Consider the following 14,809-nt stretch of genomic DNA (forward strand, 5'->3'; position numbering starts at 1 on the left):
GGGCAGGGTCAGCGGCGACTCCTTCGCCCGCGCGGTCCGGGAGGGGAGAGAGCCGCGGGCGCCTGTTCGTCGACCCTAGTGCAACGACGCCGGTCTGACCCCACTGCCCGCCGCCCCCACTGCCCGCCGCCGAGTTCTGCGGTGTCGTTGCCAAGATCGACAGTGGGAACGAGAACGTAGAACTCGGCTTGGTGGGGCTCCGGAGCTGGGCGGGGTGGGCCTCTGAGGTGGGTCCTGGGGCCGCCGACGGGCCGATGGGATGGAACGGGCTACGGACCCGGTCCCCATCCGGATACGATCGGGGCGGATCTTGACGGCTCCAGCGACGGAGAGTGACATGGCCCCTGAGGACCCCGCACGGCCTCTGCGCATCGGCATCATCGGCACCGGCGGGATCTCCCGCGCCCACGCCCCCGGGTGGATCGAGGTCGGCGCCGAGCTGCACTGCTACAGCCTCGCCGGCGCCGAGGAGTTCGCCGAGGCCTTCGGCGCCACGGTCCACGGGAGCCTCGAGGAGCTCCTGGCCGTCGTCGACGCGGTGGACGTCTGCACCCCCACGGCCGTGCACGCCGAGATCGTCCATCGGGCCCTCGACGCCGGCATGGACGTCGTGTGCGAGAAGCCGCTGGCGCTGACCACCGAGGACGCCCGCGCCATGGTCGAGCACGCCGAGCGCGCGGGTCGGCACCTGTTCCCGGCCCACGTCGTGCGGTACTTCCCGCAGTATGCCGCCGCCCAGCGCGCCATCGAGGCCGGCACCATCGGCCGCCTCGCCGTCCTGCGCTTCGAACGCACCGGCTCCTTCCCCACCCAGCCCTGGTTCGCCGACGAGGAGCAGTCCGGCGGCATCGTCATGGACCAGATGATCCACGACATCGACCAGGCGATCTGGCTGGCCGGACCGGTCCAGCGGGTCTACGCCCAGCAGTCCACCTCCGCCGCGAGCGACACCGTGCGCACCGCCCACGCCGTCCTCACCCACACCTCCGGCGCGATCAGCCACTGCCGCGGCCTGTGGGGCCCGCCCGGCACCCGGTTCCGCTACACCTTCGACCTCGCCGGGGACGGCGGCCGCCTGCAGTACGACTCCGCCGGCGATCCCGGCGTCGTCCTCGACGACGTCGCCGCCTCGCGCCCGGCGAGCGGGGACGGGTTCCTGCCGGACCTCAGCGGTCTGCGCAGCCCGTACGCCGAGGAGATCGTCGAGTTCGCCGCCGCCCTGCGCTCCGGTGGTCCCACCCGCGTCGCCGCGGCCGACGGTGCCTACGCCGTGGAGATCTCCCGCGCCGCCCTCCAGTCCCTGCGTACCTCAGAGAGCATCACATGCTGACCGAGAACCCCGCCGCACCCCTGCGACCGCTGCGGATCGCGCTGATGAGCTGCGCGCACACCCACGCCGGCGCCTACACCGCTCGGCTCGATCCCCGTGCCGACGTCGACCTCGTGGTCGCCGACCCCGACGGGTACGGGGACGTGCCCGCCGAGCGCGTCGTCGGCTCCTACCGGGAGGCCTGGGAGGCCTGGTCCGACGGGCCCGACGCCATCGTCGTCACCAGCGCCAACGCCCACCACAAGGACCTCGTGCTCGAGGCCGCCCGCCGCGGCGTGCACGTGCTGTGCGAGAAGCCGCTGGCCACCTCCGTCGCCGACGCGGAGGCCATGGTCGCCGCCTGCCGCGAGGCCGGCGTGGTGCTGATGACCGCCTTCCCGGTCCACTTCGCCCCGGCCGTGCAGAGCCTGCGCGCCGCCGTCGCCGACGGCACACTCGGCGAGGTCATCGGTCTGACCGGCACCAACAACGGAAAGCTGCCCGACACCCGTGCCTGGTTCACCGACGTCGAGCTCGCCGGCGGCGGTTCCCTGGTGGACCACACCGTGCACCTCGCCGAGATCCTCGACGCGATGTTCGGCGCCCCCCAGGCCGTTCACGCCACCACCAATCGCATCCTGTGGGCGGACCGGGCCGGCGAGGGCGCGGAGACCGGCGGGCTGGTCACCCTGACCTACGCGGGCGGGCTCGTCGCCACCATCGACTGCTCCTGGTCGCAGCCGGCCGAGGCCCCCACCTGGGGCGGACTGCGCCTGCAGGCCGTCGGCACCGGCGGGCAGATGCAGATCGACGCCTTCGCCGAGCACGTCGGCGGGCCCGGGCAGTGGCTGCCCTACGGATCGGACTCCGACTCCGCGCTGCTGGTCGCCTTCCTCGACGCGGTCCGGGTGGGCGAGGCCGTCGAGCCCTCGGGCGACGTCGGCCTGCGCACCGTGCGGGTGGTCGCCGCCGCCCAGGAGTCGGTGCGCACGGGGCAGCCGGTGACGCTCGCGAGTCTCTGACCTCTCGCCCCGACCTCCGACGCGTTCGGCTCAGCGCTCCAGATCGCGCTCGAGCACCGGGGCCAGCCGGAAGGGGATCAGCTCGCCCATCGCCAGCGAGGTGTCGGCGCGGATCACGCCGTCGCAGGCCAGCACCAGCTTGTTGATCCGGTAGAGGTCCTCGGCGTCGCGGCACACGCAGCGCACCAGGATGTCTCCCTGCCCGCTGAGGCCGTGCACCTGGACCACTTCGGGAATATCCCGCAGCTGGGTGATGACGTGCTCCAGACGGGGCTGGTCGACCTGGGTGATCATGAAGACGGTCAGCGGGTAACCCAGGGAGGCGGCGTGCAGGCGCCGGTCGTAGCCCTGCAGCGCCTGGCCGGCCTCCAGGGCGGCCAGGCGCGACTGGACGGTGTTGCGGGAGAGCCCGAGGCGCTCGGCGAGCGCGACGATCGTCGAGCGGGGATTCTCCGTCATGGCCAGCAGGAGGCGTCGGTCGGTGTCATCCACGGTGCGCATACTGCGTGATTCTACGGCACCGTAACGACGCAGACTGTGCATTCTGCTGAAATTACCTGGTTCTCGTTGTACGTCATGCACCCCCGGCGTAGCGTGGTCAGGGACGATGACGTCCCACGCACCCACCCGGTGCGGACGTCCCATGCGCCCATCCGGCGCGGCGGAACCCGGAGGTCCGAATGTTGACGACCACGTCAGCTCCCGACCAGGACCTGGTCGATGGACTCGCACAGCCTCTGTTCGTCCTCGGCGAGGACGGCACCCGACACCCCGACACCACCCTCGACCCCTTCCTCCACGACGCGGACGAGGAGCTGCTGACAGGCCTGTACCTGGACATGGCCGTGATCCGTGCGCTCGACGACGAGGCCGTCGCCCTGCAGAGACAGGGCGAGCTGGGGCTCTGGCCCCCGCTGCGCGGCCAGGAGGCCGCCCAGATCGGCCTGGCCCGCGCCCTGCCGGAGACGGACTTCCTGTTCACCTCCTACCGGGAGAACGGCCTGGCCTGGTGCCGGGGCGTGGGAGCGCAGGAGATGCTCTCCGTCTGGCGCGGGACCACCCTGTCCGGCTGGGACCCCTTTGCCCACCACATGGCCACCCCGCAGGTCATCATCGCCGCGCAGGCCCACCACGCCGTCGGCTACGCGATGGCCACCCAGGCGCAGGGCAAGGACGACATCGCCGTCGCCTGCTTCGGGGACGGTGCCCTCAGCCAGGGCGACCTCAACGAGGCCATGGTGTTCGCGGCGTCCTTCCACGCGCCGGTGCTCTTCTTCTGCCAGAACAACCAGTACGCGATCTCCGAGCCCGTGGCCGTCCAGGCCACCGTCCCGATCGCGCTGCGCCCCACCGGCTTCGGCATCCCCTCCCTGCGCGTGGACGGCAACGACGTGCTCGCGATGCGAGCGGCGAGCCTGCTCGCGGCGCGGCACATCCGCTCCGGGAAGGGGCCGATGTTCGTCGAAGCCGTGACCTACCGGCTCGGCCCGCACACCACCAGCGACGACCCCACCCGCTATCGCGACGAGGAGGAGCTGGAGACCTGGCGGCACCGCTGCCCGCTGGGACGCCTGGAGCGCCATCTCGACCAGCTCGGCGCCTCGATCGAGGAGCTGCACGCCGAGGCCGAGCGCCGCAGCGAGGAGACCACCGCAGCGCTGCGGGAGGCGGTGACCGCGCTGCCCGTCCCGGCGCCGGAGAGCCTCTTCGACCACGTGCTGTCCACGGAGCATCCGGGCCTGCTCCGGCAGCGGGAGCAGTTCCGGGCGTTCACGGCGTCGCTCGCACCGGAGCCGACGGAGACGGCGCAGACGGGGGGACCGGCCTCATGAGCACCACCATGACCATGGCCGCGGCCCTGAACGCCGCGCTGCGCGACACCCTCGAGACGGACCCCGATGTGCTGCTGATCGGCGAGGACATCGGCACCCTCGGCGGCGTCTTCCGCATCACCGACGGGCTGCAGAACCGCTTCGGCGCCGCCCGGGTCATCGACTCGCCGCTGGCCGAGTCCGGGATCCTCGGCACCTGTGTCGGCATGGCCTATCGCGGGATGCGCCCGGTGGCGGAGATCCAGTTCGACGGCTTCGTCTACCCGGCCTTCGACCAGATCGTCGCCCAGGTCTCCCGTCTGCACTACCGCACCGGCGGGCTCGTGCAGATGCCGGTGACCATCCGGCTGCCCTACGGGGGCGGCATCGGCGCCGTCGAGCACCACTCGGAGTCGCCCGAGGCGTACTTCGCGCACACCCCCGGCCTGCGGGTGGTCACCGTCGCCGATCCGCAGGACGCCTACTCCACCCTCCGTGCCGCCATCGAGTGCGACGACCCGGTGCTGGTGCTGGAGCCCAAGCGCCGCTACTGGTCCAAGGGCGAGGTGGACTCCTCCGTCACGGCCGATCTCTCCTCCGCACGCGTCCTGCGGCGGGGCGCGGACGCGACCCTCGTCGCCTACGGGCCGCTGGTGGTCACCGCGCTGGAGGCGGCGGTCGCCGCGGAGGACGACGGCATCGATCTCGAGGTCATCGACCTGCGCACCCTCGCCCCGCTGGACCGGGACACGGTCGCGGCCAGCGTGCGCCGCACCGGCCACCTGGTGGTCGCCCATGAGGCGCCCGGGAACGTCTCGCTGTCCTCCGAGGTGATCACCTCGGCGGTCGAGGACTGCTTCGACCGTCTGGAGGCCGCTCCGGAACGGGTGACCGGCTACGACACCCCCTATCCACCGGCCGCGCTGGAGGACCACCACCTGCCCGGCATCGACCGGATCCTCGACGCCGTGGACCGCACGCTGGGCCGACGCAGCTCGAGGGAGGTCGCCTGATGAGCGACTTCCGACTCCCCGATCTGGGGGAAGGACTGACCGAGGCGACCATCGTGACCTGGAATGTCGCCGTGGGCGACGAGGTCACGCGGAACCAGGCGCTGGCCGAGGTGGAGACCGCCAAGGCCCTCGTCGAGCTGCCCAGCCCCCACGCGGGCCGGGTCAGCGCCCTGCACGCCGCCGAGGGCGAGACCCTCGCCGTCGGGGCACCGCTGATCGGCTTCGAGGAGGTGGGGGCGCCGACGCCGACGGCGGACGGATCACCGGCCGACCCTCCGGCGGAACCGACGGCAGAACCTCCTGCGGAACCCCCACGGGAGCCTCCGGCGGAGTCCACCGCCCCGCAGCGCCAGCAGGTGCTGGTCGGGTACGGCCCCGCCCTGCCCGGCACCGGACGGCCCCGCCGTCGGCCCCGCTCCTTCGAGACCGTCCCGTTCGTCGGCCGCCGCGAGGACGAGGCGGACCGCGAGAGGCCCTCGGCGATGCCACCGGTGCGCCGTCGCGCCCGTGACCTGGGCGTGGACCTCGCCGCGGTCGAGGGCTCGGGGCCCGGCGGCAGGATCCTGCGCGCCGACGTCGACGCCTGCGCCCACGACGGGTCCGGGGGGAACGGCGAGACCGGCACGAACGCCGCCCGCGCCTCCACCCGCGTGCCGGTCACCGGCCTGCGCCGCGAGACCGCCCGGGCGATGGCGGACTCCGCCTTCACCGCGCCGCACGCCTCGGTGCACACGACCATCGATGTCACCGACACCCTCGAGCGGCTGCGACGCCCCGGGCGCGACGGGCGCTCCTCGTCGTTCCTCGCGGCGGTCTGCCGGGCGATCATGCCGGCGGCCGCGCGGACCCCGGTCGCCAATGCCCGCTTCGACGCGGAGGCGGGGACGATCGAGGAGTTCGCACGGGTCGTGCTCGGCATCGCCGTCGCCACCGACCGCGGCCTGCTGGTGGCCACCGTCCCCGAGGCCGACGCCGTGGACGCCGCCACCCTCACCGAACGGATCGCCGCGCAGGCCGGCCGGGCCCGGGACGGCTCGCTGCCTCCCCAGGAGCTGACCGGCTCCACCCTGACCGTCACCAACGTCGGCGTGTTCGGGGTCGACGGCGGCGTCCCGATCCTCAACCCCGGGCAGTCCGTGATCGTGGCCGTCGGCGCGATCCGCACCCAGCCCTGGGAGCACCACGGCGAGGTGGCGCTGCGGAAGGTGGTGACGCTGACGGTCTCCTTCGACCACCGGGTGCTCGACGGCGCCGAGGCCTCCGCGTTCCTCACCGACGTCACCGATGTCCTGTCCGATCCCGCGATCCTGCTGACGAGGTAGCCCATGGACGTTCTGACCAGCACGGTCGACCCCGCTGCGGAGAGCGGCCAGGCCGCGGAGATGGCCGCGCTCGTGGCCGACCTGCGCACCCGGCTCGCCGCCACCGCGGTCGGCGGTCACGCCGCCTCCCGCCGGAAGCACCGCGACCGCGGCAAGCTGCTGCCGCGCGAGCGCATCGACCACCTGCTCGACGAGGGCACAGCGTTCCTCGAGCTCGCGCCCCTGGCGGCCGACGGGATGTACGAGGACGCTGCCCCGTCGGCCGGAGTCATCGCCGGCATCGGGATGATCCACGGCCGCCACTGCCTGATCCTGGCCAACGACGCCACCGTCAAGGGCGGCACCTACTTCCCGATGACGGTCAAGAAGCACCTGCGCGCCCAGGAGGTGGCCGAGCAGAACCGCCTGCCCTGCCTCTACCTGGTCGACTCCGGGGGCGCCTACCTGCCGATGCAGGACGAGGTCTTCCCCGACCGCGACCACTTCGGACGGATCTTCTACCACCAGGCCCGGATGAGCGCCGCCGGGATCGCCCAGATCGCCGCCGTGATGGGCTCCTCCACCGCGGGCGGTGCCTACGTGCCCGCGATGAGCGACCAGACCGTCATCGTGCGCGAGCAGGGCACCATCTTCCTCGGCGGCCCGCCGCTGGTGAAGGCCGCCACCGGGGAGGAGGTCACCGCCGAGGAGCTGGGCGGCGGGCAGCTGCACACCGAGGTCTCCGGGGTGGCCGACCACCTGGCCGAGGACGACGAGCACGCCCTGGCGATCCTCCGCGACATCGTCGACACGCTGCCGAACCCGGAGCCGGTCCTGCCCCGCGAGCCCTCGCGGGAGCCGGCCGTCGATCCCGCGACGATGGGTGCGGCAGTCCCGGCCGATCTGTCCACCCCCTACGACGTGCACGAGGTCATCGCCCGCATCATCGACGCCGGAGAGTTCTCCGAGTTCAAGCCGAGCTACGGATCGACCCTGGTCACCGGGTTCGCGCGGATCCACGGTCACCAGGTCGGCATCGTGGCCAACAACGGCATCCTGTTCCGCGAGTCCGCGCTCAAGGGCGCCCACTTCGTCGAGCTCTGCGACCAGCGCGAGATCCCGCTGGTGTTCCTGCAGAACATCGCCGGGTTCATGGTCGGCGCCGAGTACGAGCGCGGCGGGATCGCCAAGGACGGCGCGAAGATGGTCACCGCCGTGGCCTGCGCCCGCGTCCCCAAGCTCACCGTCGTCATCGGCGGATCCTTCGGGGCCGGGACCTACTCGATGTGCGGCCGCGCCTACTCTCCGCGGTTCCTGTGGCTGTGGCCGAACGCCCGGGTCTCCGTGATGGGCGGCGCCCAGGCCGCCGCGGTGCTCTCGACCGTCCGGCGCGATCGGATCGAGGCCGACGGCGGCACCTGGAGCACCGAGGACGAGGCCGAGTTCCGCCGGCCGATCGTCGAGGAGTACGAGGCGCAGGGCAGCCCCTACTACTCCACCGCCCGGCTGTGGGACGACGGCATCATCGAACCCGCCCGGACCCGCACCGTGCTCGGCCTGGCTCTGGACGTCGTCTCCCGTGCGCCGCTGGCCGAGCCCTCCCACGGCGTCTTCCGGATGTGAGGCGCAAGATGCTCAGCTCCGTCCTGATCGCGGGCCGCGGCGAGATCGCGATGCGGATCCTCCGCACCGCGGCCGACCTCGGCCTCACCACGATCGCCGTGCACACCGACGAGGACGCCGACGCCGCCCACGTGACCGCCGCCGACGCGGCGATCCGGATCGACTCCTATCTCGAGGGGGAGCAGATCGTCGCCGCCGCGATCTCGACCGGCGCCGAGGCGATCCACCCCGGGTACGGCTTCCTCTCCGAGCGCGCCGACTTCGCACGCAGCTGCGCCCGGGCGGGGCTGGTGTTCATCGGCCCCGACGCCGCCGCGATCGAGACCATGGGCGACAAGATCTCCGCCCGCGCCGCGGTCGCCGCCCGCGGGGTCGCCACGGTCCCGGGCCTGGCGGCGCCCGGACTGGACGATGCCGCGCTGATCGCCGGAGCCGCCGACGTCGGATTCCCGCTGCTGGTCAAGCCCGCGGCCGGCGGAGGCGGCAAGGGGATGCACCGCGTCGCCGAGCCTTCCGAGCTGCCGGCCGCGCTGGCCACGGCGCGCCGCGAGGCCGCCGGCGCCTTCGGCGACGACACCCTGTTCCTGGAGCGCTGGATCACCTCCCCGCGCCACATCGAGGTGCAGATCCTCGCCGATGCCCACGGCCACGTGATCCACCTGGGCGAGCGCGAGTGCTCCCTGCAGCGGCGCCACCAGAAGGTGATCGAGGAGGCCCCCAGCCCGTCGCTGACCCCGGCGCAGCGCGAACGGTTCGGGCAGGCCGCCGTCGCCGCCGCCCGCGCCGTCGCCTACCGCGGGGCCGGGACCGTCGAGTTCATCGTGGACGCCACCGCGCCCGAGCAGCCGTTCTTCCTCGAGATGAACACCCGCCTGCAGGTCGAGCATGCCGTCACCGAGGCCGTCACCGGATATGACCTGGTGGCCGAGCAGATCCGCATCGCCGACGGGCAGCCGCTGTCGATCCGCCAGGACGAGGTCCGCGCGAGCGGCCACGCGATCGAGGCCCGCGTGTACGCCGAGGACCCCGACGCCGGGTTCCTGCCCACCGGCGGCACGGTGCGGGACCTCGCCCTGCCCGAGGGCGTGCGGGTGGACCACGCGCTCGCCGTCGGCATGCGCGTCTCCAGCACCTACGACCCGATGCTGGCCAAGGTGATCGCCCACGCCCCCAGCCGGGAGCAGGCGCTGAAGTCGCTGGACCGCGCCCTGGCCGCCACGCATGTGCTCGGGGTGGTCACCAACACCGCCTTCCTGCGAACCCTGCTCGCGCTGGACGAGGTGGTGGCCGGGACCGTCGACACCGGGCTCATCGAGCGCCGCCTCGACGAGCTCGCCCGCCCCGCGGTCACCGCTGCCACGCTGGCGGTCGCGGCCCTGGTGCGCTGGGATCACGTGGCGCGCAGCCGCTGCGACGACCTCTGGCACGCCCCGACGGGATGGCGGCTGGGAGGACAGGCACCCTTCGTGGTGCGCTTCGACGGGGCCGACGGGGCCGACGACCCCTGTGCTGCTCCTCGGACGGTCGAGCTGACCGGCACGCCCGCCGCGGCCCGGGCGCGGATCGATGGGGAGGAGATCTCCCTGGCCCTGCATCCCGGGGCCGTCACCGTCGACGGCCACCGCATGCCGCTGGTCCGACACGGCACCGACCGCGCGGTGTGGATCGGTCTGCCCGGCGAGGACCGCGAGCTGATCCTGCACTCCCCGCGCCGCAGCGCCGGCGTGCGGGATGCGGCCCCCACCCTGGAGTCTCCGATGCCCGGGACGGTGACGGCCGTGCTGGTCGCCGAGGGGGACGAGGTCGCCGCCGGGGATCCGGTGCTGGTGGTGGAGGCGATGAAGATGGAGCACACCCTGCACGCGCCGAGTCCCGGGACGGTGCGCCTGCGCGTGGCCATCGGGGACCGGGTGGGCCGCGGCCAGGAGCTCGCCCAGGTGATCACCGACCGGACCGCCCTCGACGACGCGGCCCCCGATGAGCACGCCCCCGACGAGACCGTCCCCGACGAGCACGCCCTCGACGAGCCCAGGAGGCCCGCCCATGAGCACTGAGCAGAACCCCCCTCGGATCGTGCAGCGCGGCCTGTTCGCCGACGAGCTGCAGGTGGGAGCGGTCTACGCGCACCGTCCGGGCCGCACGGTCACCGAGGCCGACAACGTCCTGTTCTCCACCATGACGATGAACCCGCAGGCCCTGCACCTCGACGCCGCCTTCAGCGAGTCCACCGAGTTCGGCCAGCGCCTGGTCAACTCGATGTTCACCCTCGCCACCGTGGTCGGGGCCTCCGTCGCCCAGCTCACCCAGGGCACCCTGGTGGCGAACCTCGGGTTCTCCGAGATCACCTTCCCGCATCCGCTGCACCTCGGCGACACCCTCTACAGCGAGACGGAGGTGACCGCGGTGAGACCCTCGCGGTCCCGCCCCGGCCAGGCCGTCGTCTCGCTGGCCCACACCGGGCGCAACCAGCACGGCGACGTCGTCGCCCGGGCGGCGCGCACCACGCTGATGCATCAGTCGCAGGGGCCCGCCTCATGAGCGCCCCGGAGGCTCCGGGCGACGCCGACGAGGTGGAGACGCTCCCGCTGGGACCGGCGCTGCTGTTCTGCCCCGGGGACCGACCGGACCGCTTCGGCAAGGCCGCCGCCCGGGCCGACGCCGTCCTGCTGGACCTCGAGGACGGCGTCGGCCCGGCGCACAAGGCCGCGGCGCGAGCGGCGATCGGCACCCACGGACTCGACCCGGATCGCACGGTGGTCCGGGTCAATGCCGCCGGAAGCACCGAGCTGGCCGCCGACCTCGCCGCCCTCGAGCCGCTGCGCCCGCGATACGTGATGATCCCCAAGGCGGAGAGGCCCGAGGACGTCGACCGCGTCGTCGCCGCGCTGCCCGGGGCAGGAGTGCTGGCGCTGTGCGAGACGGCCCGCGGGGTGCTCGCCGCCCCCGAGATCGCCGCCCACCCCGCCGTGGTCGCGCTCATGTGGGGCGGGGAGGACCTGATCTCCTCGCTGTCCGGCACCTCCTCGCGGCACGCCGACGGCAGCTACCGGGACGTCGTCCGCCACGCCCGCTCCACGGTGCTCCTGGCCGCCCGCGCCCACGACCGCAGCGCCATCGACGCGATCCACACCGACCTCGCCGATGCCGAGGGCTGGCGCGCCGAGGCCGAGGACGCCGCCGCCAGCGGCTTCACCGCCACCGCCTGCATCCACCCCGCCCAGGTCCCCGTCGTCCGCGCCGCCTACGCCCCCACCCCCGGCCAGACCGCCTGGGCCCGCGAGCTCCTCGTCGCCGCGGACGCCGCCGGAGCCGGGGCGTTCGAGCACGACGGCCGCATGGTCGACGGGCCGATCCTGCGCCACGCCCGCCTGCTGGCGAAGCGATCACGGCCTGCGCCGTCCCCTCCGTCCTCGCCCGACGACTGAGCACCTGCCCCGCGCCGACGGCGCAGCGGCCGAGCACCGAGCACCGACCAAGCACCGACCAAGCACCGACCAAGCACCGACCGAGCACCGACCGAGCACCCATCGAGCATCGACGCCCCGAGAAGGAGCCCCTTGTGAGCACCACCCCTGCGACCACCGCCGTCCCCGGCACCGAGCTGCTGAGCGAGGAGCACCAGCGGCTCGCCGCCCGGGTCCGTGAGTTCGCCGACGAGGTGGTGGCGCCGGAGAGCTACGCCTACGACACGGAGCGCCGGCTCCCGATGGAGATCATCGCCGAGATGGGGCGGATGGGGCTGTTCGGGCTGCCGATCCCCCGCGAGTTCGACGGGCAGGGCAAGGACTACCTCTCGCTCTGCGTCGCGGTCGAGCAGCTGGCCCGGGTCGATCAGTCCATCGCCGTCACCCTGGAGGCCGGGCTCGGACTGGGCGCTATGCCGATCCTCAGCGTCGGCACGCGCGAGCAGAAGGAACAGCATCTTCCGGCCCTGGCCCGCGGTGAGGAGCTGGCGGCCTTCGGGCTGACCGAGGCGGAGGCCGGCTCCGATGCCGGGGCCACCCGCACCACGGCCGAGCTCGCCGACGGGCAGTGGGTGATCGACGGGACGAAGCAGTTCATCACCAACTCCGGCACCCCCATCACCTCCCTGGTCACCGTCACCGCGGTCACCGGGCAGCGCCGGCGCCGGGACGGACGCACCTCCCCGGAGCTGACCAGCATCATCGTCCCCACCGACACCCCGGGGTTCACGGCCCTTCCGGGATACGACAAGGTCGGCTGGCACACCTCCGACACCCACCCGCTGCTGCTCGAGGACGTCCGCGTCCCCGAGGAGAACCTGCTGGGTGAGCGGGGCCGCGGCTTCGCCAACTTCCTGGCGATCCTCGACCAGGGCCGGGTCGCGCTCGCAGCACTGTGCGTGGGCGCGGCCCAGGGCTGCCTGGAGCAGGCGACGGACTATGCGAAGCGCCGGGTCGTCTTCGATCGCCCCCTCGGCGACAACCAGCACATCGCCTTCACCCTCGCCCGGATGCAGGCCCGGGTCGCGGGCGCCCGCGCGCTGATGCACGAGGCCGCCCACCGGCTCGACGCCGGGATGCCCTTCAGCACGGAGGCCGCGCTCGCCAAGCTCGTGGCCAGCGAGGCCGCGGTCGACAACGCCCGCGACGCCTGCCAGATCTGGGGCGGCAACGGGTTCCTCAACGAGAACGTCGTCGCCCGCCACTACCGCGACTCGCGGGTGCTGGAGGTCGGCGAGGGCTCGACCGAGGTGCAGCTGTCGATCATCGCCAAGCATCTGGGCTTCCCCAAGGCGCTCACCGCCTGAGGCGGGAGGCGGGCACGTGGAGGGTTCGACGACGGGTTCGACGACGCGGTCGGCCCGATGACGCCGCACGGCTGCCCGGATCTGCTCGGCCGGGCTCGAGAGAACCGTTCGGTTCGACCTGGCGATGGCGTTCGGCTCGACCTGGTGAAACCGTTCAGCGCGGGCCGGCGGGGCCAGTACCCTATGGGAAGAATGATCGCCGAGCCCGGGGGTCGGGCCGACGTGGCCGCCTCTCCTGGAGATGAAGGGAGCGCCGCGATGGCCATCCGACGACAGGTCCTGCGCGACGAGGTCGAGGAGCTCATCCTCCAGCGGCTGCTCGAATCGCGCTGGGCGCCCGGCTCCCGTCTCAGCATCGACGGTCTGGCCCGTGACCTGGAGGTCTCCCCGACTCCGGTGCGCGAGGCGATGGTCTCCCTCGAGCGCTCGGGGCTGGTCGAGTACGTCGCCCTGCGCGGCTACGTGGTCGCGCCGCCGCTGGACGCCGCACACATGCGGGAGCTGCTGGACGCGCGCAAGGTCGTCGAGTCCGCCGCCCTCGGCCGCGCCTTCACTGAATGGGAGGCGCTGGTCGCCGACCTCGACGAAGCCCATCGTCATCACGCCGAGGTCCTCGAGCGCATCGATGCGGCAGGTCCCGAGGACTACGCCCTGCTCGATGAGCATTTCCGGGCCGACTGGGCCTTCCACCGGGTGTTCTTCGCGCACGCCGACAACCGCTACCTGCGCACCATGGTGGAGAATCTCAGCACCTACTCCCACCGCATGCGGCAGACCTGGTCCGGCGGGCCGGAGACCTTCGACGGGCACACCGCGCACGAGGAGCACGGCCTGATCCTGCAGAAGGTGCGCCAGCATCATCATGACGGCGCGCTGCTGGCGCTCTCGGCCCACCTCGACGCTGTGCTGGGGCGCTCCCTGCCGGTGGAGGAGGAACCCGTCTCGGGCGCGGTCGGCGCGGACGACTGACCGGTCCCGTGGGGCGGGACCCTGCAGCTCAGCGGTCGACCAGCGGGTCCCGGTCCTGGTCGGGAAGGTGTCGCCGCAGGAACTCGGAATGCACGTCGAGGGATCGGGTGACACCGGTGATGATGTCGCCCTCGATGCGGTCCACCTCCTCGCCGAGGGCCAGCAGCTGCCGGTCGATGCTGCCCAGATTCGCCAGCGCCTGCTCCTGGGCCTCGCCCGTGACGGGGGTGAGGAAGTCGACGGTGTCCTCCAGGGCGCCGACCAGATCCGGGACGTAGCGATCGGCCATCCCCTCCAGCATCAGCACGTCGTCGTCGGAGGGACGCCGTGACTGCAGCGCGGCGGAGTCCACCAGGGCGTCGACGCGGTGCAGCAGGGATTCGGCGCGATGGAGCACCGGCGTGACCACAGGGCCGGGGGTTCGCCGTCGCATCCGGGCGAGACGTCGCTGCTGGTGCTTCGTGGACCGCACGATCTTCTCGAGCAGAGGGCGGGTGCCCCCGGGCATCTCCCCGGCGGCCCGGTCCAGGCGTACCGGTCGCGGCCTCCGATTGCGCAGCAGGAGCCCGGTGCCTCCGCCGACGACGATGCCGATCCCGAGGCCGGCCACCAGCGGAGCCAGCAGTCCGGCGCCGCCGATCAGGCTGCTCACCCCGAGCAGGAGGAAGCTGCCGATCCCGACGCTGCCGCCCAGCACGGTGGGCACGCCGACGGTGAGCCAGCGCCCGCGACGACGGGGCACCGACATCCGCGTCGAGCTGGGGGCGTGGACCTGTCCGACCAGGGGGCGCGGCAGAGGAGCGGCGGAGGATCGACGGTCCGCCGACCTCGGCGATGCCGCCGACCACGGCCGGCCCGTGCGCCACGGCGTGCTGCGCCGGAAGGGGGCGGGGCCCTTCCGGTCCTGCTGAGCACTCGCGGGTCGGCTCTGGGCGTTCATGGCTAGCGGCGGACCTCTCATGGGACGGAGCTGAGGTCAGGGGCGCGGAG

At 73.1% G+C, this 14,809-nt stretch carries 13 protein-coding genes; 11 read left to right on the forward strand and 2 right to left on the reverse strand.

Annotated features, from left to right (window positions below; translation table 11 throughout):
- The first annotated feature begins 337 nt into the window (after positions 1–337).
- Positions 338–1,330, forward strand: coding sequence for a Gfo/Idh/MocA family protein (locus JOF44_RS12925; RefSeq protein WP_209892018.1), 993 nt, complete (start codon positions 338–340; stop codon positions 1,328–1,330).
- Positions 1,324–2,331 carry a Gfo/Idh/MocA family protein gene (locus JOF44_RS12930; RefSeq protein WP_209892021.1) on the forward strand — a complete coding sequence of 336 codons (1,008 nt, stop codon included), beginning with the start codon at positions 1,324–1,326 and terminating at the stop codon, positions 2,329–2,331. Before JOF44_RS12925 ends, JOF44_RS12930 begins: the two co-directional genes overlap by 7 nt.
- Before the next feature lie 30 nt (positions 2,332–2,361).
- Here JOF44_RS12930 and JOF44_RS12935 read toward each other — a convergent pair whose 3' ends face one another.
- Positions 2,362–2,832 (reverse strand): Lrp/AsnC family transcriptional regulator, encoded by a 471-nt coding sequence (locus tag JOF44_RS12935; RefSeq protein ID WP_209892024.1) that lies wholly within the window; start codon positions 2,830–2,832, stop codon positions 2,362–2,364.
- A gap of 179 nt (positions 2,833–3,011) precedes the next feature.
- On the opposite strand from JOF44_RS12935, the gene JOF44_RS12940 reads away from it, so the two are divergent.
- The 9 genes from JOF44_RS12940 to JOF44_RS12980 all read left to right on the forward strand — a co-directional run bounded on the left by JOF44_RS12940 (position 3,012) and on the right by JOF44_RS12980 (position 13,819).
- The gene (locus tag JOF44_RS12940; RefSeq protein WP_209892029.1) at positions 3,012–4,163 is read left to right on the forward strand and encodes a thiamine pyrophosphate-dependent enzyme; all 1,152 of its coding nucleotides are present in this window, start codon (positions 3,012–3,014) and stop codon (positions 4,161–4,163) included.
- Positions 4,160–5,155, forward strand: coding sequence for an alpha-ketoacid dehydrogenase subunit beta (locus tag JOF44_RS12945; protein WP_245348940.1), 996 nt, complete (start codon positions 4,160–4,162; stop codon positions 5,153–5,155). Before JOF44_RS12940 ends, JOF44_RS12945 begins: the two co-directional genes overlap by 4 nt.
- Positions 5,155–6,477 carry a dihydrolipoamide acetyltransferase family protein gene (locus tag JOF44_RS12950; protein ID WP_209892032.1) on the forward strand — a complete coding sequence of 441 codons (1,323 nt, stop codon included), beginning with the start codon at positions 5,155–5,157 and terminating at the stop codon, positions 6,475–6,477. The genes JOF44_RS12945 and JOF44_RS12950 overlap by 1 nt, the downstream gene beginning before the upstream one ends.
- Before the next feature lie 3 nt (positions 6,478–6,480).
- Positions 6,481–8,079 carry a carboxyl transferase domain-containing protein gene (locus JOF44_RS12955; RefSeq protein ID WP_209892035.1) on the forward strand — a complete coding sequence of 533 codons (1,599 nt, stop codon included), beginning with the start codon at positions 6,481–6,483 and terminating at the stop codon, positions 8,077–8,079.
- 8 nt (positions 8,080–8,087) lie between these two features.
- Positions 8,088–10,133 (forward strand): acetyl/propionyl/methylcrotonyl-CoA carboxylase subunit alpha, encoded by a 2,046-nt coding sequence (locus JOF44_RS12960; protein WP_209892037.1) that lies wholly within the window; start codon positions 8,088–8,090, stop codon positions 10,131–10,133.
- Positions 10,123–10,617, forward strand: coding sequence for a MaoC family dehydratase (locus JOF44_RS12965; protein WP_209892040.1), 495 nt, complete (start codon positions 10,123–10,125; stop codon positions 10,615–10,617). Before JOF44_RS12960 ends, JOF44_RS12965 begins: the two co-directional genes overlap by 11 nt.
- Positions 10,614–11,504, forward strand: coding sequence for an HpcH/HpaI aldolase/citrate lyase family protein (locus JOF44_RS12970; protein ID WP_209892042.1), 891 nt, complete (start codon positions 10,614–10,616; stop codon positions 11,502–11,504). Before JOF44_RS12965 ends, JOF44_RS12970 begins: the two co-directional genes overlap by 4 nt.
- A 134-nt stretch (positions 11,505–11,638) precedes the next feature.
- Complete coding sequence (locus JOF44_RS12975) at positions 11,639–12,850, forward strand: acyl-CoA dehydrogenase family protein (RefSeq protein WP_209892045.1); 1,212 nt, start codon at positions 11,639–11,641, stop codon at positions 12,848–12,850.
- A 258-nt stretch (positions 12,851–13,108) separates the two neighbouring features.
- Complete coding sequence (locus tag JOF44_RS12980) at positions 13,109–13,819, forward strand: GntR family transcriptional regulator (protein ID WP_209892048.1); 711 nt, start codon at positions 13,109–13,111, stop codon at positions 13,817–13,819.
- Between the two features lie 28 nt (positions 13,820–13,847).
- Here JOF44_RS12980 and JOF44_RS12985 read toward each other — a convergent pair whose 3' ends face one another.
- Positions 13,848–14,567, reverse strand: coding sequence for a hypothetical protein (locus tag JOF44_RS12985; RefSeq protein WP_209896003.1), 720 nt, complete (start codon positions 14,565–14,567; stop codon positions 13,848–13,850).
- Positions 14,568–14,809 lie beyond the last annotated feature (242 nt).

Source organism: Brachybacterium fresconis, from assembly GCF_017876515.1.
GTDB lineage: Bacteria > Actinomycetota > Actinomycetes > Actinomycetales > Dermabacteraceae > Brachybacterium > Brachybacterium fresconis.

What these genes read in the sequence shown, in the direction of transcription:
- JOF44_RS12925 (WP_209892018.1), top strand. Translation starts at nt 338, where the DNA reads ATGGCCCCTGAGGACCCCGCACGGCCTCTGCGCATCGGCATCATCGGC.
- JOF44_RS12930 (WP_209892021.1), top strand. Translation starts at nt 1,324, where the DNA reads ATGCTGACCGAGAACCCCGCCGCACCCCTGCGACCGCTGCGGATCGCG.
- JOF44_RS12935 (WP_209892024.1), bottom strand. Translation starts at nt 2,832, where the DNA reads ATGCGCACCGTGGATGACACCGACCGACGCCTCCTGCTGGCCATGACG.
- JOF44_RS12940 (WP_209892029.1), top strand. Translation starts at nt 3,012, where the DNA reads ATGTTGACGACCACGTCAGCTCCCGACCAGGACCTGGTCGATGGACTC.
- JOF44_RS12945 (WP_245348940.1), top strand. Translation starts at nt 4,160, where the DNA reads ATGAGCACCACCATGACCATGGCCGCGGCCCTGAACGCCGCGCTGCGC.
- JOF44_RS12950 (WP_209892032.1), top strand. Translation starts at nt 5,155, where the DNA reads ATGAGCGACTTCCGACTCCCCGATCTGGGGGAAGGACTGACCGAGGCG.
- JOF44_RS12955 (WP_209892035.1), top strand. Translation starts at nt 6,481, where the DNA reads ATGGACGTTCTGACCAGCACGGTCGACCCCGCTGCGGAGAGCGGCCAG.
- JOF44_RS12960 (WP_209892037.1), top strand. Translation starts at nt 8,088, where the DNA reads ATGCTCAGCTCCGTCCTGATCGCGGGCCGCGGCGAGATCGCGATGCGG.
- JOF44_RS12965 (WP_209892040.1), top strand. Translation starts at nt 10,123, where the DNA reads ATGAGCACTGAGCAGAACCCCCCTCGGATCGTGCAGCGCGGCCTGTTC.
- JOF44_RS12970 (WP_209892042.1), top strand. Translation starts at nt 10,614, where the DNA reads ATGAGCGCCCCGGAGGCTCCGGGCGACGCCGACGAGGTGGAGACGCTC.
- JOF44_RS12980 (WP_209892048.1), top strand. Translation starts at nt 13,109, where the DNA reads ATGGCCATCCGACGACAGGTCCTGCGCGACGAGGTCGAGGAGCTCATC.
- JOF44_RS12985 (WP_209896003.1), bottom strand. Translation starts at nt 14,567, where the DNA reads ATGTCGGTGCCCCGTCGTCGCGGGCGCTGGCTCACCGTCGGCGTGCCC.